This is a genomic window from Jatrophihabitans sp. (assembly GCF_035474675.1).
Lineage (GTDB): Bacteria > Actinomycetota > Actinomycetes > Mycobacteriales > Jatrophihabitantaceae > Jatrophihabitans_A.
On sequence record NZ_DATINC010000122.1, the window covers coordinates 1 to 16,798 of the forward strand.

Annotated in this window: 16 protein-coding genes and 1 tRNA gene; 8 read left to right on the forward strand and 9 right to left on the reverse strand. The window is 69.9% G+C overall.

From position 1 onward, the window contains the following. Window positions 1–136: 136 nt before the first annotated feature. Window positions 137–209, reverse strand: a tRNA-Thr gene (locus VLJ82_RS14595). Window positions 210–324: 115 nt separating this feature from the next. Here VLJ82_RS14595 and VLJ82_RS14600 point away from each other — a divergent pair. From VLJ82_RS14600 to VLJ82_RS14620, 5 genes are all read left to right on the forward strand, one after another. Next, the gene (locus VLJ82_RS14600) at window positions 325–1,116 is read left to right on the forward strand and encodes a response regulator transcription factor (protein ID WP_408664091.1); all 792 of its coding nucleotides are present in this window, start codon (window positions 325–327) and stop codon (window positions 1,114–1,116) included. A 1-nt stretch (window position 1,117) separates the two neighbouring features. Further along, window positions 1,118–2,638, forward strand: coding sequence for a sensor histidine kinase (locus VLJ82_RS14605; protein WP_408664092.1), 1,521 nt, complete (start codon window positions 1,118–1,120; stop codon window positions 2,636–2,638). A gap of 1 nt (window position 2,639) precedes the next feature. Then, window positions 2,640–4,703 carry an ArnT family glycosyltransferase gene (locus tag VLJ82_RS14610; protein ID WP_408664093.1) on the forward strand — a complete coding sequence of 688 codons (2,064 nt, stop codon included), beginning with the start codon at window positions 2,640–2,642 and terminating at the stop codon, window positions 4,701–4,703. A gap of 128 nt (window positions 4,704–4,831) precedes the next feature. Further along, window positions 4,832–5,053, forward strand: coding sequence for a hypothetical protein (locus tag VLJ82_RS14615; RefSeq protein WP_408664094.1), 222 nt, complete (start codon window positions 4,832–4,834; stop codon window positions 5,051–5,053). 146 nt (window positions 5,054–5,199) lie between these two features. Next, window positions 5,200–6,444 carry a glycosyltransferase gene (locus VLJ82_RS14620; protein ID WP_408664095.1) on the forward strand — a complete coding sequence of 415 codons (1,245 nt, stop codon included), beginning with the start codon at window positions 5,200–5,202 and terminating at the stop codon, window positions 6,442–6,444. Window positions 6,445–6,452: 8 nt separating this feature from the next. Here the strand turns inward: VLJ82_RS14620 and VLJ82_RS14625 are convergent, their stop codons facing one another. The 5 genes from VLJ82_RS14625 to VLJ82_RS14645 form a co-directional block, all read right to left on the reverse strand. Further along, on the reverse strand, window positions 6,453–6,923 hold the full coding sequence (locus VLJ82_RS14625; protein WP_408664096.1) for a hypothetical protein: 471 nt from the start codon (window positions 6,921–6,923) through the stop codon (window positions 6,453–6,455). 207 nt (window positions 6,924–7,130) lie between these two features. Continuing rightward, window positions 7,131–8,021, reverse strand: a complete 891-nt coding sequence (locus VLJ82_RS14630; protein WP_408664097.1) for a PSP1 domain-containing protein — start codon at window positions 8,019–8,021, stop codon at window positions 7,131–7,133. Between the two features lie 87 nt (window positions 8,022–8,108). Further along, complete coding sequence (locus VLJ82_RS14635; RefSeq protein ID WP_408664098.1) at window positions 8,109–9,326, reverse strand: DNA polymerase III subunit delta'; 1,218 nt, start codon at window positions 9,324–9,326, stop codon at window positions 8,109–8,111. After that, window positions 9,323–11,446, reverse strand: coding sequence for a dTMP kinase (tmk, locus tag VLJ82_RS14640; RefSeq protein ID WP_408664099.1), 2,124 nt, complete (start codon window positions 11,444–11,446; stop codon window positions 9,323–9,325). Before tmk ends, VLJ82_RS14635 begins: the two co-directional genes overlap by 4 nt. 146 nt (window positions 11,447–11,592) lie before the next feature. Continuing rightward, window positions 11,593–12,084, reverse strand: a complete 492-nt coding sequence (locus tag VLJ82_RS14645) for a MarR family winged helix-turn-helix transcriptional regulator (protein WP_408664100.1) — start codon at window positions 12,082–12,084, stop codon at window positions 11,593–11,595. 80 nt (window positions 12,085–12,164) lie between these two features. Here VLJ82_RS14645 and VLJ82_RS14650 point away from each other — a divergent pair, with 80 nt between their 5' ends. The 3 genes from VLJ82_RS14650 to VLJ82_RS14660 are packed head-to-tail and all read left to right on the forward strand — an operon-like array spanning window position 12,165 to window position 15,334. After that, on the forward strand, window positions 12,165–12,950 hold the full coding sequence (locus VLJ82_RS14650; protein ID WP_408664101.1) for a methyltransferase domain-containing protein: 786 nt from the start codon (window positions 12,165–12,167) through the stop codon (window positions 12,948–12,950). Then, window positions 12,947–13,306, forward strand: coding sequence for a VOC family protein (locus VLJ82_RS14655; RefSeq protein ID WP_408664102.1), 360 nt, complete (start codon window positions 12,947–12,949; stop codon window positions 13,304–13,306). The genes VLJ82_RS14650 and VLJ82_RS14655 overlap by 4 nt, the downstream gene beginning before the upstream one ends. Before the next feature lie 36 nt (window positions 13,307–13,342). Beyond that, window positions 13,343–15,334 (forward strand): hypothetical protein, encoded by a 1,992-nt coding sequence (locus VLJ82_RS14660; protein WP_408664103.1) that lies wholly within the window; start codon window positions 13,343–13,345, stop codon window positions 15,332–15,334. A gap of 12 nt (window positions 15,335–15,346) precedes the next feature. Here the strand turns inward: VLJ82_RS14660 and VLJ82_RS14665 are convergent, their stop codons facing one another. The 3 genes from VLJ82_RS14665 to VLJ82_RS14675 form a co-directional block, all read right to left on the reverse strand. Further along, window positions 15,347–15,721 (reverse strand): VOC family protein, encoded by a 375-nt coding sequence (locus tag VLJ82_RS14665; RefSeq protein ID WP_408664104.1) that lies wholly within the window; start codon window positions 15,719–15,721, stop codon window positions 15,347–15,349. Beyond that, on the reverse strand, window positions 15,718–16,206 hold the full coding sequence (locus VLJ82_RS14670) for a DUF1990 family protein (protein WP_408664105.1): 489 nt from the start codon (window positions 16,204–16,206) through the stop codon (window positions 15,718–15,720). The genes VLJ82_RS14665 and VLJ82_RS14670 overlap by 4 nt, the downstream gene beginning before the upstream one ends. 120 nt (window positions 16,207–16,326) lie before the next feature. Further along, the coding region (locus tag VLJ82_RS14675) for a topoisomerase C-terminal repeat-containing protein (RefSeq protein WP_408664106.1) at window positions 16,327–16,798 on the reverse strand (472 nt) is incomplete at its 5' end.

The window sequence follows — 16,798 nt, forward strand, 5'->3', positions numbered from 1 at the left end:
CTCGCTCGAGCCCCGCACCGCGCGGACGGCCTCGACAGGCCTGCCCGCGGTGGGTCGATGAGGCATGGCTACCTTCCAGAGGGCCGAGCCCATGGGTAGGGCGTTGCCCTCCAGGGCCGCTGATGGCGTACAACGGAGCCGCCTTAGGGAATCGAACCCTAGACCTTCTCATTACGAGTGAGACGCTCTGCCGACTGAGCTAAGGCGGCGCACGGCGAACCGCGACGGTCGCAGTCTAGCGGGTCCGGAGGCGACGCCCACAACCAAGGCCGCCCGCACCAGCACCCTCAGGCCACGCCAGCCCGGCCGCAGAACTCCCACAGGATGCCCACAGGATTGCCACAGCCGGCGGCTAGGCCGGCCACGCATCCTGCCGAGGTGACTACCACCAGCGTCCCGCGCCCCTCATCCCTGCTGCGTACCGACGGCACCCCGGTCCGGGTACTGGTCGTCGACGACGAGCCCAACCTCGCCGACCTGCTCACCATGGCCCTGCGCTACGAGGGCTGGGACATCCGGGCCGCCCACGACGGCCTGACCGCCGTGCGCACCGCCCGGGAGTTCAAGCCGGACGCGGTGGTGCTCGACGTGATGCTGCCCGACCTCAACGGCCTGGAGGTGCTGCGCCGGCTGCGCGACGACGCGCCGAACCTGCCGGTGCTGTTCCTGACCGCCAAGGACGCGGTGGAGGACCGGATCGCCGGGCTCACCGCCGGCGGCGACGACTACGTCACCAAGCCGTTCAGCCTGGAGGAGGTGGTGGCCCGGGTCCGCGGCCTGATGCGGCGCACCTCGATCGCCGCCGCGCACAGCGGCTCGGTGCTCACCGTCGGCGACCTGACCCTGGACGAGGAGAGCCACGAGGTGATGCGGAACGGCGAGGAGATCTCGCTGACCGCCACCGAGTTCGAGCTGCTGCGCTACCTGATGCGCAACTCCCGCCGGGTGCTGTCCAAGGCCCAGATCCTGGACCGGGTGTGGAACTACGACTTCGGCGGCCAGGCCAACGTGGTCGAGATCTACATCTCCTACCTGCGCAAGAAGATCGACGCCGGCCGGGATCCGATGATCCACACCCTGCGCGGCGTCGGCTACGTGCTGCGTCCCGCCGGCTGAGGTGACTGTCCACCCGCGCCGGCTCCCCCCGTTGCGCGACTGGTCGTTGCGGGCCCGGTTGATCGCCAGCTTCCTGGGCCTGCTGATCGTGTTGTGCGCCGGCATCGGCTTCTTCACCGAGGTGGCGCTGAGCCGGTCGCTGACCAACCAGCTCGACAAGCAACTGGTCGCCGCCGGCGGCATGTCGGCCCGCGACGCCGGCCACCAGCGCTTCGGTCCCGACTCACCGCGGGACGACGACCCGGGCCGCTACCTGCTGCCGCCGGGCAACCCGATCGGCAGCATCGGTGCGGTGATCCAGGGCGGCACGGTAGAAGCCTCCGCCCTGCAGGACGGCAGCAACACCCGGCCGGCGCTGAGCACCGCCGTGCAGCAACGGCTGCTCACCCTGCCCGCCGACGGCCGGCCGCACTCGGTGGAGCTGCCCGGCCTGGGCGACTATCGTGTCCTCGCCAGGACCATGCCGGACGGCGACGTGCTGATCTCCGGCTTCTCGCTCTCCGAGGTCTCCAGCACGCTGGCCGACCTCACCCTGGCCATCACCGCGCTGGCGCTGCTGGGCGTCGTCATCGCAGGCCTGGTCGGCACCCTGATCGTGCGGCTGGCGCTGCGGCCGCTGCAACGGGTCACCGCCACCGCCAGCCGGGTCGCCGAACTTCCCCTGGACGAGGGCGAGGTGGCACTCGCCGAACGGGTGCCCGACCCCAACCCGCACACCGAGGTGGGCCAGGTCGGGGTGGCGCTGAACCGGATGCTGGAGAACGTCAACGAGGCGCTCAACGCCCGGCACCGCAGCGAGACCCGGGTACGGCAGTTCGTCGCCGACGCCAGCCACGAGCTGCGCACCCCGCTGGCCTCGATCCGCGGCTACGCCGAGCTGACCCGGCGCAGCCGCGACGCCGCGCCGCCGGACATCGCGCACGCCATGAGCCGGGTGGAGTCCGAGGCCGGCCGGATGACCGCCCTGGTGGACGACCTGCTGCTGCTCGCCCGACTGGACGCCGGCCGGCCGCTGGAGTCGGCCGAGGTGGACCTGACCCGGCTCGCGGTGGACGCCACCAGCGACGCGCACGCCGCCGGCCCGCGGCACCACTGGCAGCTGGCCGTCCCGGTCGAGCCGGTGGTGGTGCTCGGCGACGCGCCGCGGCTGCACCAGGTCGTCACCAACCTGCTGGCCAATGCCCGCACCCACACCCCGCCGGGTACCACGGTCCGGATTTCGCTGTCCCGGCAAGCCAATCTGGCGGTGCTGGCGGTGCACGACGACGGGCCCGGCATCCCGGCCGAGCTGATGCCCGACATCTTCGAGCGGTTCTCCCGCGGCGAGCAGTCCCGGTCCCGCGCCGCCGGCAGTACCGGGCTGGGGCTGGCCATCGTGGCGGCGGTGGTGGCCGCCCACCACGGCCGGATCGTGGTGCACAGCAGCCCTGGCGACACCGTGTTCACCGTCGAGCTGCCGATCCATGGGATAAGTCCAGTCGGTTCACAGACTGCGGCAAGCTTGGCTGGAAACCCTGTCTGACATGACCGCACCTACCTATCTCGCACCCGCCCCGCCGGCCCCGGGTGCCTCGCAGTTCGCCCCGCCCGTCCGGCGGCCCAACCGGATCGCCACCGTGATGCGCGGCCGGATCGGCGACCCGGCCTGGGTCCGGCCCTCGGTGCTCGTCCTGCTGGCGGCGACCGCGCTGCTGTACCTGTGGGGCCTCGGAGCGTCCGGCTGGGCCAACTCGTTCTACTCGGCGGCCGCCCAGGCGGGCTCGGCCAGCTGGAAGGCGCTGTTCTTCGGATCCTCCGACGCCGCCAACTCGATCACCGTCGACAAGCCGCCCGCCGCGCTGTGGATCATGGCGCTGTCGGTGCGGATCTTCGGGCTGAGCTCGTGGAGCCTGCTCGTTCCGCAGGCCCTGGAAGGGGTGGCCGCGGTCGGCCTGCTGTACCTGACGGTGCGCCGCACCTCGGGCCCGGCCGCCGGCCTGATCGCCGGCGCGGTGCTGGCCACCAGCCCGGTCGCCGCGCTGATGTTCCGCTTCAACAACCCGGACGCGCTGCTGGTGCTGCTGATGGTGGCCGGCGCGTACTGCCTGGTCCGGGCGCTGGAAACCGCGTCGACGAAGTGGTTGCTGCTGGTGGGGGTGCTGACCGGTTTCGGCTTCCTCACCAAGATGCTGCAGGCCCTGCTGGTGGTGCCCGCGTTCGCGCTGGCCTACCTGGTGGCCGCGCCCAACCCGGTGCGGGCCCGGATCGGCCAGCTGCTGGCCGCCGGCGCCGCGCTGGTCGTCTCGGCCGGCTGGTGGATCGCGATCGTCACGCTGATCCCGGCCGCGGACCGGCCCTACATCGGCGGCTCGCAGAACAACTCGATCCTCGAGCTCACCCTCGGCTACAACGGCTTCGGCCGGCTGACCGGCAACGAGACAGGCAGCGTCGGCGGGGGCGGCGGCGGCACCGGACGGTGGGGCGCGACCGGCGCGCTGCGGCTGTTCGGCACCGACATGGGCACCCAGATCTCCTGGCTGCTGCCGTCCGCGCTGCTGCTGCTCGGCGCCGGCCTGTGGTTCACCCGGCGCACCCCGCGTACCGGCCTGTCCCGGGCCGCGCTGCTGATGTGGGGTGGCTGGCTGCTGGTCACCGGGCTGGTGTTCAGCTACGCCAAGGGCATCATCCACCCGTACTACACGGTGGCCCTCGCACCGGCGATCGGCGGCGTCATCGGGGTGGCCGCGGCGGTGCTGTGGCGGCATCGGGACCGGGTGGCCGCCAGCGCATTGCTGGCCGGCAGCGTGCTGCTGGCCGGGGTCTGGGAGTACCTGCTGCTCGACCGGACGCCGACCTGGCTGCCGTGGCTGCGCTACGCCGTGCTGATGGCCGCCGCCGGCAGCGCGCTGATGCTGCTGGTGGTCTCCCAGTTCACCCGCCGGGTGGCGCTGGCCGTGGTGGCCGTCGCGCTGGTCGCCTCGCTGGCCGCCCCCACCGCGTACGCGGTGTCGACGGCCCGGACGCCGCACACCGGCGCCATCCCGAGTGCCGGACCGGCCGGCGCCGGTGGCTTCGGCGGACCGGGTGGCGGGCCGGGTGGCCAGCGGTTCAACGGGCAGCGGCCGGGCGGCTTCCAGGCCGGTGGTGGCTTCACCCCGCCGGCCGGTGGCTTCGGTGGCGGACAGTTCCCAGGCGCGGCAGGCAGAAACCGTGCCGGCGGCGCGGGTGGCCTGCTCAACGCCAGCACCCCGTCCGCGGCGGTGGTGAACGCGCTGAAGGCGAACGCATCGGACTACACCTGGGTCGCGGCGGCGGTCGGTTCCAACAGCGCGGCCGGCTTCCAGTTGGCCACCGAGAAGCCGGTGATGGCGATCGGCGGCTTCAACGGCAGCGATCCGTCCCCCACCCTGGCCGAGTTCCAGGCGCTGGTGAATGCCGGCAGGATCCACTACTTCATCACCGGTGGCGGTTTCGGCGGCGGTGGCTTCGGAAACCAGAACGGCGGCAGCAACACCTCGTCGCAGATCTCGAGCTGGGTGCAGAGCAACTTCACCGCGGCCACCGTCGGCGGCACCACCCTCTACGACCTCACCCAGCCCACCGGCTGATCACCGGACGCATCCAGCTCACCCTTCTGCTGGACGGCCACCGCGCCTCGGACGCCCGGCACGCGTCCGGGGCACGGTGCTGCACAGGGGCGATTGCGGCTACCGGCTTGGCGAAGCAGACTGGCTGGATGAGTGGACAGATTCAGTTCTTCGTCGATGACGAAGCCAGGGAACAAACCTTCGAGGGGCGCGTCCCGGAGGTGGGAGAGGAGATTCAGCTCGACGACGTCCGGTACCGGGTACGGCAGGTGATCTACGCCTACTGGACGACGAGCGGCGCCAGGATGATGGCCAACGTCTACCTGGACGCCGCCGACAGTGACGAGGATGCCATCGCGCGGTCCGGCTGACCGAGGGCCGGCCGGACCCGATTCCAGCTCGGCCCAGCGACGGCGCTGTCGGGACGACGTCCGGCCAGCTGACAGCTCGCAGCACTCCCAGCAAGCGCACAGGCTCACCACAACGGTAGGCAAGCCAGCCGCCCGAGGCTGGTGCCATGACCTCGCTCGCCGCGCGCACTCCCCTTGCAGTCCAGCCGGAATCCGACCGGCTGACCCTGGACGTCACCATTCCGGTCTTCAACGAGGAGACCGACCTGGAGCCGTGCGTGCGGCGGTTGCATGCCCATCTGGCACAGCACTTCCCGTACCGGTTCCAGATCACCATCGCCGACAATGCCAGCACCGACTCCACCCCGCTGGTGGCCGCCCGGCTGAGCCGCGACCTGCCCGAGGTAAAGCACGTCCGGCTGGAGCAGAAGGGCCGTGGCCGGGCGCTGAGCGCGGTGTGGCTGGCCTCGCGGGCCGACGTGGTGGCCTACATGGACGTGGACCTGTCCACCGACCTCAACGCCCTGCTGCCGCTGGTCGCGCCGCTGATATCCGGGCACTCCGACGTCGCGATCGGCTCCCGGCTGTCCCGGCACAGCCGGGTGGTGCGCGGCACCAAGCGCGAGCTGATCTCCCGCTGCTACAACCTGATTCTGCACAGCACCCTGCTGACCCGGTTCTCCGACGCACAGTGCGGTTTCAAGGCGGTGCGTGCCGACGTCGCGCGCACGCTGCTGCCGCTGGTGCAGGACACCAGCTGGTTCTTCGACACCGAACTGCTGGTGCTGGCCGAACGCTGCGGGCTGCGGATCTCCGAGGTGCCGGTGGACTGGGTGGATGATCCCGACTCGCGGGTGGACATCGTCAGCACCGCGCTCGCCGACCTGCGCGGGGTGGCCCGGCTGGGCCGGGCACTGGCGACCGGGGCGTTGCCGCTGGCCGAGATCCGCACCCAGTTCGGCCGCCAGCCGCTGCCGGTCGCCGCGACGGCCGGGGTGGCGCCGGGACTGCTGCGCCAGGCCGTCCGGTTCGGTGCCGTCGGAGTGCTGAGCACGGTGGCCTACCTGCTGCTGTTCGCCTTCGGCCGAGGGGCGCTGGGAGCGCAGCTGGCCAATCTGGTGGCGCTGGCGGTGACGGCGGTGGGCAACACCGCGGTCAACCGGCGGTTCACCTTCGGCATCACCGGTACGGCAGGCGCCGGGCGGCACCAGCTGCAGGGCCTGGTGGTGTTCGGGCTGGGGCTCGCGTTGACCAGCGGTGCGCTGGCGGTGCTGCACGCGGTGAACTCCACGCCGCATCTGGGACTGGAGATCACCGTGCTGGTGCTGGCCAATCTGGCCGCGACCGTGCTGCGGTTCGTGCTGCTGCGCGAATGGGTGTTCGGCCGCGGTGCCAGGCAGGGAGCTGACTGAGGGAGCAATCAGTACTCAATGCCGAGTTCGTCAGCTACCTCTAGCACGAGCTTCGCTAGCGTAGGGTCAATGGTGTAAGTGGACCCGCGCTTCTCCCACGGCTTGTCGGTTACCCCCCTGGTGTTGCGTGCAGCGAAGCCGGCTGACGCCATAGACCCTGCGTACTCCGGTCCGGACATCCCTACGGCTTCTTGTACGACGCTCGCTTCCACGGCCGGCGCGTTCGCAGCTATAACTGCCGTGGCCTTCGCTGCCGTGTTCCTCATAGCCCGCATATACCTGCGCATCTTTGCCTTGTTCCAGCCCGCGGGGTACGAGGTGGGGAGTTCGATCGCTTCCTCTTCGGGTTCTTCTTCTTCGACTTCTGCTGCGGCTGCAGCGAAATCTTCGATGGTGTCGAACCCAAACACCCTAGCGATCTGCAAACCCACGACGGCGGGGTCGTCAGCTTCAGGGTCAACACTGATAGAGACGTGCATAACTATTACCTTTCGCTATTAGAAGCAACACTGTGCTGCTTCTCATAGCAAGATACTAACATCTGATTTCAGTGATAGCAAGTGTCTTCTATTAATGATTAGTAGTTACTTCGATTCGATTGCCCTCTCACGCCCCCAGTGCGTGACGAACGCACTAGGTGTGTTCGACCGGCCGCCAGGCCCGTGGAAGCTGATAACTACAGCACCTCAGCTGGGCAGCGGACCACTCGCCGGGATGCTGCCGTGTGGGCTGGCCTGCGCCGAGCCCACCGTTCCGTCGCCGTACTGCTGGTCGTGCGCCTTGCGCGAGGAGCACACCGAGGCCAGCGCGCAGACGGACCGCCGGCCGTCGGCGTTCATCCGCAGCACCACCGAATCGGTCGGCACCGAATGCCCCAGCACGGTGGCCTCGCCGTCCGGGGTGGACACGCACGAGCCGATCTCGGGCGCTCGGGAGTTGTAGTCCTGGTACAGCGGATGCTCGAACTTCAGGCAGCACATCAGCCGCCCGCACGCCCCGGAGATCCGCAGCGGGTTCAGCGGCAGGTCCTGGTCCTTGGCCATCCGCACCGACACCGGCTCGAAGTCGACCAGGAACGTCGAGCAGCACAGGTCCCGGCCGCACGAGCCGATGCCGCCGATCACCCTCGCCTCGTCGCGCGAGGAGAGCTGGCGCAACTCCACCCGGCCGCGCAGGGTGGCGCCGAGGTCGCGGACCAGCGACCGGAAGTCCACCCGGTGCGGGGCGGAGAAGTAGATCACCGTGCGGTTGTCAGCGAGCACGTGGTCGACGCCGACGATCTTCATCGGCAGCCCGTGCTCGCGGATCAGCCGGCGGGCCGCCACCCGGGCCTCCGCCCGCTTCTTGCGCCCGGACGCGAGTGCGGCGAGGTCGTCGGGGCCCGCCATCCCGACCAGCATCGGCAGGCCGCCGATCTCGGCCGAGCTCCACTGCGGCGCCCACATCACCTGCGCCACCTCCGGGCCCTCGGTGGTGGGGTACAGGACGTAGTCGCCGACGGCCGGCGTCAGGGCCCCGGGATCGGCGTAGTAGAGCCGGCCGCGGTCGGTGAATGTCACCGCACAGATCAGGCTCATGCCGGAAGCGTAATCCCTGCCGAGGGGTCTGAGGTGATGCGGGCAACGCCCGAGTGGTATCGGCATTGCCCTAACGGGCAAAACGCCTCAGGGAAGCCGCAGCGCCGCGGTCAGCGCCTCGACGGCGATCTTGGGCTTGACGTTCAGCTCGATGGCCTCCCGGCAGGCCAGCACCTGCTCCAACCGCACCAGCGCGCCGGTCTGGTCCAGCGAGCGGGCCACCACCGACACCTGCGGGGCCACCTCGGGGTGCGCGGCCAGCACCGGCGAGCCCGCCTGCACCAGCAGCACGTCCCGGTAGAAACCGGCCAGGTCCACCAGGGCCCGGTCCAGGGCGTCGCGCTGCAGCCGGGTGGCCCGGGACTTCTGCCGCCGCTCCAGGTCGCGCAGTGCCCCGGCGCTGCCCCGGACCGCCGCCGCCGCGCCCTTGCCGGTGCCGCCGGCACCCAGGGCCAGCTTGAGCTCGTCGGTCTCCGAGGCGTCCAGGTCGGTGGTCAGCGCCCGGGCCTCGGCCTCGGCAGCCTGCACCAGGTGGTCGGCCGCCTCGAAGCAGGCGTGCAGCGAGGTCAGCTGGGCCGGGATGGCCAGCACCTCGGCCCGCCGCTTCCTGGCCTCCGGGTCGCGGGCCAGCCGGCGGGCCCGGCCGACGTGACCCTGCGAGGCCTGCGCGGCCCAGTGCGCGGTCTCGGCGTCGATCCCGTCGGCGACCAGCACCTCGGCGATCGCGTCCGCCGGCGGGATGCGCAGGCCCACCACCCGGCACCGGGACCGGATGGTGACGATCACGTCGTCCGGGTGGGTGGAGGGTGCGCAGAGCAGGAACATGGTGCGCTCCGGCGGTTCCTCGACGGCCTTGAGCAGCGCGTTGGCGGCGCCCTCGGTGAGCCGGTCGGCGTCCTCGATGACCACCACCTGCCAGCGGCCCATCGACGGCCGCCGGGCCGACATGGCCACCACCGCCCGCATCTCGCCGACCCCGATCGACAGCCCCTCCGGCACCACCGACCGGACGTCGGGGTGAGCGCCGGCCCGCACCGAATGGCAGGAGCTGCACTCGCCGCACCCCGGGGTGGCGTCCGGCCCCGCCGCCATTAGCTGCTCGGCCCGGTCGCACTGCAGCGCGGCAGCCAGCGTCCGGGCCGCCACCGAGCGACCGGAACCGGCCGGGCCGGTGAACAGCCAGGCATGGGTCACCGCGCCGGGCGGCACCGGCCGGCCGGCGACCACGTCCGCGGCTGCCCGGGCCGCCCGGGACAGCTCGGCAACCGCGCCGCCCTGGCCGATCAGCGCGCCGAACACCGTCATTTCCCTGCCTCCGCCACATCGTGCGAGCCGCGCCGGCCCGCCTCGGCCGGCACGCCGTCAACCGGAACCCGCTCGGACCGGGGCTGGTCCGGCTCCGGCTCCAGCTCCGGCGCCGCCGGGGTGCCGGACAGCAGCGCGAGCACCCGCAGCCGGATGGCTGCCGCCAGCTCCTCCAGCGACCGGCCGGCGTCCAGCACCAGGTAGCGGTTCGGGTCCGATTCTGCCAAGGCCCGGTAGCCGGCCCGGACCCGGTCGTGGAAGTCCAGGGCCTCACGCTCCAGCCGGTCCAGCCCGGGGGTGGTGATGGCGGCGGGGCCGGCCTGCCGGCGGCGGGCCCGGGCCAGGCCGATCTCGGCCGGCACGTCCAGCAGCACCGTGAGGTCGGGCACCAGGTCCTCGGTGGCCCACCGGGACAGCCGCTTGACGTCCTCGGCGGGCAGCGTCCGGCCGGCGCCCTGGTAGGCCAGCGAGGAGTCGACGAACCGGTCGGTGATCACCACCTCGCCGCGGTCCAGGGCCGGCCGGATCACCGTGGCGACGTGCTGGGCCCGATCGGCGGCGAACAGCAGCGCCTCGCTCCGCGGCGAGATCGGCTCGTCGGAGTCCAGCAGCAGCCGGCGGATCTGCCGGCCGAGCGCGGTGGCGCCCGGCTCGTGGGTGACCACCACGGTGCGTCCGGTGGCCCGGACCGCGTCGGCGAGCAGGGAGATCTGGCTGGACTTGCCGGCCCCCTCGCCGCCCTCGAAGGCGATCAGCACCCCGCCGGACTGCAGCCGCCGCCGGCCCGAGGAGTCCCTCCGCAACGAGGTGACCAGGTCGGCGAGCACCGGCACCCGGCCGCGCTCGTCCATCATCCGGTAGGCCAGCACGCCGGTGACCACGGCCAGCAGGCCGGCGGCCAGCAGCACGATCCGGGTGCCGTCCACGGTGCCGTCGGTGCCCGGCAGCCGCCGCTGGCCGATGGTGCCGACCAGCACCGGCACCGCCGCCAGCGCCAGGATCATCACCACCCGCACCATGGACTGGATGAAGGCGAACACCCGGCCGCGCATGTCGTCGGCGATCTCCGAGCCGAGCAGCGTCAGGCCCGCCAGGTAGCCGACCCCGGCCCCGAAGCCGACCCCGAGCACCATGACCATGGCCAGCACCACGTGCGGCATCACCGCCGCCAGTGCCAGGCAGCTGCCGGCCAGCACGATGGCCAGCCCGAACACCCGGCGCCGCGACACCTCACGGGCCACCCGCGGGCCGAGCGCCATGCCCAGCCCGATGCCGACGAACACGGTGCCGAACAGCACCCCGTAGGCCGCGTCGCCGCCGCCCAGGCTGCGGACGTAGGTCTTGCCGGCGCCGACCACCGCCCCGCCGGCCGCGAAGCCGCCCAGGATGCCGAGGATCAGCCCGCGCAGCAGGCCGGTGGTCCGGACGAACTGGGCGCCCTCGGCCAGCATCGCCCACAGGCTCGGCTGGCTCTCCCGGGCGGTCCCGCCGCGCGGGCCGGAGATCTGCCGGATGAACAGCACGGTGATCGCGCCGACGGCGAAGGTGGCGGCGTTGAAGTACAGCGCCAGGTCCACCTGGTGGGTGCCGAAGAAGCTGAACCGTCCGGAGATCAGCGCCAGCAGGCTGAACAGCGCGGCGGCCAGCACCGGGGTGAGGCCGTAGGTGGTGATCAGGCTCAGCTGGTTGGCGGTCTCCAGCTGGTCGCGGCGGACCAGGTTCGGCACCGAGGCGTCCTTGGCCGGGTTCCAGAACAGCCCGATGCACTCGATCAGGAAGGTCGCGACGTAGAGCACCGGCAGCGTCGAGAAGATCGGGATCGCCAGGAACAGCACGAACCGCAGCAGGTCGGTGACCACCATGGTGTAGCGCCGGTCGAACCGGTCGGCGAATGCCCCGGCCAGCGGCCCCAGGATGGCTGAAGGCAGCAGCCGGACCACCAGCACGCCGCCCAAGGCGTAGTTCTGCGCCTGGTACCCGGTGGCCAGCTGGGTGGCCAGCGCCGTGGTGGCCAGCAGCCCCAGCCAGTCGCCCAGGCTGGACAGGCCGGTGCAGTACCACAGCCGGCGGAAGTCGGTGATGCGCAGTACGCCCCGGATCGCACCGGAGCCGGACACCATCGTGCTGGCGTCGCGGCCGCGTCCGGTGCCCGCAGCGGCTGGTTCGGCTGAGATGGCGTACTCCTGGTCGGTGTCGTGCTCGGCGGCATCCAGCCTATCGGGCTCGGGCGCTCGTTCCGGCGCTTCCTGCGGGCCGAAGTGTGTTTCTACTGGACGGTCAGGGTGTGCAGCAGCCGGCGCAGGCCCGCGGCCAGCGATCTGCGCTGTGCCGGGGACAGCCCCGCGAGCAACGCCCGTTCGGAGGCCAGTAGCTCTGCCAGGGCGGCGTCCACTCGGCGCTTGCCGAGCGTGGTCAGCCGGACCAGCGACTGCCGGCCGTCGTCCGGGTGCGGCCGCCGGACGATCAGGGTGCGCTCGGCGAGCCGGTCCAGCCGGTTGGTCATGGTTCCGGAGGTGACGTGGGTGGCCTCGATCAGCTGGCCGGGGGTCTGCTCGTAGGGTGGCCCGGAGCGGCGGAGTGCCGCCAGTACGTCGAACTCGTGACCGGCCAGGTCGTGTTTGGCGAAGGCCTGGGCGCGCTGCGCATCGAGCAGTTGGGCCAGCCGGCTGATCCGGCTCAGCACGTGCAGCGGCTCGACGTCGAGATCCGGGCGTTCGGCCAGCCACGCGGCGGCGATCGCGTCCACTTCGTCGGTCATGCCTCGGCAGTCTAGCGCCGGTCTCTTGACATCGAGGGATATTATCTTGATATCAAGCTAGTTTCCTGAGAGGTGGCCTCATGCAGTGGGATCCGGCGCAGTACGCGAGGTTCAGCGACGAGCGCAGCCGGCCGTTCTTCGACCTGGTCGGCCAGATCGGGGCTGGTTCTCCTGGCGTGGTGGTGGATCTGGGCTGCGGTTCGGGTGAGCTGACCGCCGTGCTGGCCTCGCGCTGGCCGGCCGCGCGAGTGCGCGGACTGGACTCCTCGGCGGCGATGATCGAGCAGACTGTGGGCGGTGACCGGCTCAGCTTCGGGTGGGGCGACGCGGCCGACTTCGACGCCGGCGGGGTGGACGTGCTGGTCAGCAACGCCCTGCTGCAGTGGGTGCCCGGGCACCAGGAGCTGCTGGTCCGGTGGGCCGGGCAGTTGAATGCCGGTAGCTGGCTGGCCTTCGGAGTCCCGGCCAACTTCGGCTCGCCGTCGCACCGGCTGATGCGCGAGCTGGCGGGCTCGGACCGGTGGGCATCCCGGTTGGCGGGTGTGCTGCGGCACGCCGACGCGGTGGCCGAGCCTGCCGAGTACCTGGAACTGCTCGTTACGGCCGGACTGCGGGTGAACGCCTGGCAGACGTCGTACCTGCACGTGCTCTCCGGGCCGGACCCCGTGCTGGAGTGGGTGCGCGGCACCGGGCTGCGGCCGGTGCTGGCCGCGCTGGATGCTTCCGAGGCGGCCGAGTTCGTTTCTGAGTACGGCGCGCTGCTGCGGCAGGCCTACCCGGCGCGGCCGTTCGGCACGGTGTTTCCGTTCCTGCGTACCTTCGTGGTGGCGCACAAGCCTGGCGAGCCCTCGGAGGGAGCGCGATGATTCTCGGACTGGACCACGTGCAGGTGGCCATCCCGGCCGGCGGTGAGGACGCGGCGCGGGCGTTCTACGGCTCGCTGCTGGGCATGACCGAGGTCGTCAAGCCGGCGGTGCTGGCTGTTCGGGGCGGCTGCTGGTTCACCGCCGGCAGCGCGGTGCTGCACCTGGGTGTCGAGGAGCCGTTCACCCCGGCACGCAAGGCACATCCGGCGTTCCTGGTGGCGCAGCTGGACGCGCTGTTCTCCTCGCTGACCGGCGCGGGGTACGAGTGCGTGCAGGCCGACGGCGAGATTCCCGGGGTCAAGCGGTTTCACACCTTCGACCCGTTCGGCAACCGGATCGAGTTCCAGCAGGCCTAGCCTCGTTCGTAGTCGCATTCGGGCATCATGGCCGGCATGCCTATCAAACCGGCCAATGCTGACGAACGCTGGCTAGCCGCCGAGGTGGCAGCTGGCCGAGTAGCCGATTTCACCGTGCGTTCTGGAAACGAGGACGAACTCATCGACATTCGCGGTGAGTTCCTCCGTGAACTTGCGTTGTCAGCTATGCGTCCCGCGGGTCTCGGCATTCGCGGTTCCCGAATCACCGGAATACTTGATCTTCGGTTATGTGAGCTATCGGGCCCACTCCTGGTTCAAAACTGTGTCTTTACTGCACCCCTTGACATCGCCAAAGCACTGTTGATTGACATAGATCTATCAGGTAGCCACCTGCCGGGCCTCGATGGTACCGGCTCCAATGTTAAGTACGATCTTACATTCATCTCCGGTCGAGTGACCGGACCTACCGCGCTAATAAATGCAGTGATCGGTGGCCAACTTGATTTAACAGGCAGTAATTTCATAAACCCTGAGGGCAATGCTATCGACGCCGGTGGTGCCCGAATACATGGAGACATTTTCTGCAAGACAGGCTTCCGCGCCGAAGGTGAAGTCCTACTCCGTAGCGCCACCGTCGGCGGTCAGCTCGTTCTGACCGGAGGAACATTTACCAACCCAAATGGCCGTGCCATTTATGCCGATGCTGCACGGATAGGCGGAGGGATGTTCTGCAGGACCGGATTTCGCGCCGAAGGTGAGGTCCGGCTTCTCGGCGCCACCATCGACCAGCTCGAGCTGACCGGCGGCACCTTTGCAAACCCCCATGGCGATGCAATCAACGCCGACCGTATTCAGGTCAACGGGAACATAGTCTGCAGAGCCGGATTCCGTGCCGAAGGCGAGGTCCGGCTCCTAGGCGCCACCATCGGCGGCCAATTAAGCTTTACTGGCGGCACCTTTACTAATCCCGACGACCTTGCGATCAGCATGGATGGTGCCCAAATCGATGGCGACATGGTCTGCAGAGCCGGATTCCGTGCCGAAGGCGGAGTCCGACTCCTAGGCGCCACCATCGGCGGCCAGCTGGATCTGACCGGAGGAACCTTCACCAACCCTCTCGGCTATGCAATTGTTGCCGACGGTGCACAGGTCAAAGAAGGCTTACTTTGCGGAGCGGGATTCCGCGCCGAAGGCGAGGTCCGACTCCTCGGCGCCTCCATTCCTGGCCAACTGAGCTTGAGCGAATGTTCCGTTATCAACCCTGACGGTTTTGCGATCACCGCCGATATCGCCCAAATCGGAGTCTTAAGACTTACACATATCAACCCTGAATCTTCTGGAAAGGTCTCCTTAATCGGCTCTCATACCGGTTACCTTGCCGACGACGCGAGCAGCTGGCAGCAGTTTTCGATCATATCCCTGCTTGACTTCACCTACGATCGGGTGGCCAACACCGGCTGGTCACCAAAAAGCCGAGTTCGATGGCTGAAACAAGACCCTGAGTACCGGGCACAGCCGTACGAGCACCTTGCCCACACGTTGCGTTCTCAAGGCCATGAGCGTGAAGCACGGGACGTCATGATTGCCAAGAATCGGCGCCGGCGACAGCAGCTGAATCTATGGCGGCGGCTGCCGGAATACCTTTTCGACGGGCTTCTCGCCTACGGCTATCGCCCACTGCAGCGGACCCTGCCCGCACTCATCCTGCTCTATGCGGTAGGAGTGTTTCTCTTCAACTCGGCTCGCCATGACCACGCAGTCATCGCCACCAGAGCACCTATCCATCAAGCCGCGGCGGCTGGTACAGCCGATAGATCAGCGAGCGCTCGGCCGATAGTCGCGACTACACATTGCCCTCCTGACTACCCATGCTTCTCGCCGTGGGCCTACACAGCCGACGTTCTCATTCCGCTCATCAGCACTCACCAGACCGACTTTTGGGCCGTGTCGGGTTCAACGAAGGTGGGCTTCCGGACAACCGTCTACAGCTGGATCGCCTCTGCTCTCGGTTGGGTGCTCACCACCGCCGCAGCGCTGGGGTTCACTGGGCTGATCCGCCGGGACTGAACCGTCCTGGGCTCAGGCACCGGGGCGGAGCCGGCCGTTGGTCAGGTCCACCAGGGTGAGCCGGTTGCCGAACGGGTCGGCCACCACGGCCACCTTGCCGACCTCGATGTCGTCCGGACCGGCAACCAGCGTGCCACCGGCCCCGGTGATCCGGGCCACCGCGTCGGAGACGGACTCGACCAGCAGGTCGGTCTCGGGTCCGGTATCGAGGGCCAGCACCAGCTCGGTCTCGGAATCGCCGAACCCCAGCCCCAGCATGGTGTCGGTGCGCCAGAGCTGGGAGTGCCCCAGCGCGTCGTGGTAGAACGCCAGTCCCGCCTCCAGCGACGGCACCCTGACCACCACGGCATCCACCGCGCGCAGCAGCGGCTCCGGCTGCTCTGTCATGCCGGGCCGGCCTGGGATGCCGCGGTCTCGGCGGCCACGATCCTGCGGACCGCCCAGAGGTAGCGCCGGTTGACCAGCAACGCCCCGAGCCGGCCGAGCGGCCCGACCAGCCGCATGATCAGCTTCTGCGGACGGGCCCGTGAGTCGATCCGCACGATCACCTCGTCATTGCCGGCCCAGGCCACGACGAAGCTCTCCTCGCCGTCCTCGGGGTGGTCGGGCCGGGTCCGGTACCGGAAACCCGCCTTGCGTGCCTCCTCGGCCACCCAGACCACGTCGCACGAGCCGTGGATCGCCAGCGGCCCGATGCCGAAGGCGATCCGGACCACGTCTCCGACCTTCACCCTGTCGCCAGGCATGGTCATCCGCACCCCGGCCTTGCGGTGCATCCGCAGGCTGAGCACCGCCGCCGACGCCGAGGAGAACGCGGCGGCACCCCGGCCGACCGACCCGGACAACGCCATCTCGTGGTAACTGCCAGCCATGAAGTCCAGTGTGCCGTACCCCGGATCCCAGCCTGCCGACCGTCATAACAAACGACCGCCAGAACGACCGATCCTTATGACAGTTCGGGAGCGAGCCACCGCGACGGACGAGCCCGGAAGCTAGGCCTTCTTCGCGGGCACCTTCTTGGCGGCGGCCTTCTTCGCGACGGTCTTCGTAGCCCCGGCCTTCTTGGCGGCGGTCTTCTTGGCCGGCGCCTTCTTGGTGGCAGTCCGCTTGGTGGCCTTCTTCACCGGTCCGCGGGCCCGCCGGTCAGCCAGCAGTTCGGCGGCCCGCTCGTCGGTCAGCGTCTCGATCGAGTCGCCGCGGCGCAGCGAGGCGTTGGTCTCGCCGTCGGTGACGTACGGGCCGAACCGGCCGTCCTTGACCACCATCGGCTTCTGGGAGACCGGGTCCGGGCCCAGCTCCTTCAGCGGCGCCGCGGCGGCGGTCCGCCGGCCCCGGGTCTTGGGCTGGGCGAAGATCGCCAGCGCCTGCTCCAGGGTGACGGTGAACAGCTGCTCCTCCGACTCCAGCGACCGGGAGTCGTTGCCGCGCTTGATGTAGGGCCCGTACCGGCCGTTCTGCGCGGTG

Bases quoted from the DNA above. Each gene is read 5' to 3' on its own strand.
- VLJ82_RS14600 (WP_408664091.1), top strand. From the start codon at position 325: ATGCCCACAGGATTGCCACAGCCGGCGGCTAGGCCGGCCACGCATCCT.
- VLJ82_RS14610 (WP_408664093.1), top strand. From the start codon at position 2,640: ATGACCGCACCTACCTATCTCGCACCCGCCCCGCCGGCCCCGGGTGCC.
- VLJ82_RS14615 (WP_408664094.1), top strand. From the start codon at position 4,832: ATGAGTGGACAGATTCAGTTCTTCGTCGATGACGAAGCCAGGGAACAA.
- VLJ82_RS14620 (WP_408664095.1), top strand. From the start codon at position 5,200: ATGACCTCGCTCGCCGCGCGCACTCCCCTTGCAGTCCAGCCGGAATCC.
- VLJ82_RS14625 (WP_408664096.1), bottom strand. From the start codon at position 6,923: ATGCACGTCTCTATCAGTGTTGACCCTGAAGCTGACGACCCCGCCGTC.
- VLJ82_RS14630 (WP_408664097.1), bottom strand. From the start codon at position 8,021: ATGAGCCTGATCTGTGCGGTGACATTCACCGACCGCGGCCGGCTCTAC.
- VLJ82_RS14635 (WP_408664098.1), bottom strand. From the start codon at position 9,326: ATGACGGTGTTCGGCGCGCTGATCGGCCAGGGCGGCGCGGTTGCCGAG.
- tmk (WP_408664099.1), bottom strand. From the start codon at position 11,446: ATGGTGTCCGGCTCCGGTGCGATCCGGGGCGTACTGCGCATCACCGAC.
- VLJ82_RS14645 (WP_408664100.1), bottom strand. From the start codon at position 12,084: ATGACCGACGAAGTGGACGCGATCGCCGCCGCGTGGCTGGCCGAACGC.
- VLJ82_RS14650 (WP_408664101.1), top strand. From the start codon at position 12,165: ATGCAGTGGGATCCGGCGCAGTACGCGAGGTTCAGCGACGAGCGCAGC.
- VLJ82_RS14655 (WP_408664102.1), top strand. From the start codon at position 12,947: ATGATTCTCGGACTGGACCACGTGCAGGTGGCCATCCCGGCCGGCGGT.
- VLJ82_RS14660 (WP_408664103.1), top strand. From the start codon at position 13,343: ATGCCTATCAAACCGGCCAATGCTGACGAACGCTGGCTAGCCGCCGAG.
- VLJ82_RS14665 (WP_408664104.1), bottom strand. From the start codon at position 15,721: ATGACAGAGCAGCCGGAGCCGCTGCTGCGCGCGGTGGATGCCGTGGTG.
- VLJ82_RS14670 (WP_408664105.1), bottom strand. From the start codon at position 16,206: ATGGCTGGCAGTTACCACGAGATGGCGTTGTCCGGGTCGGTCGGCCGG.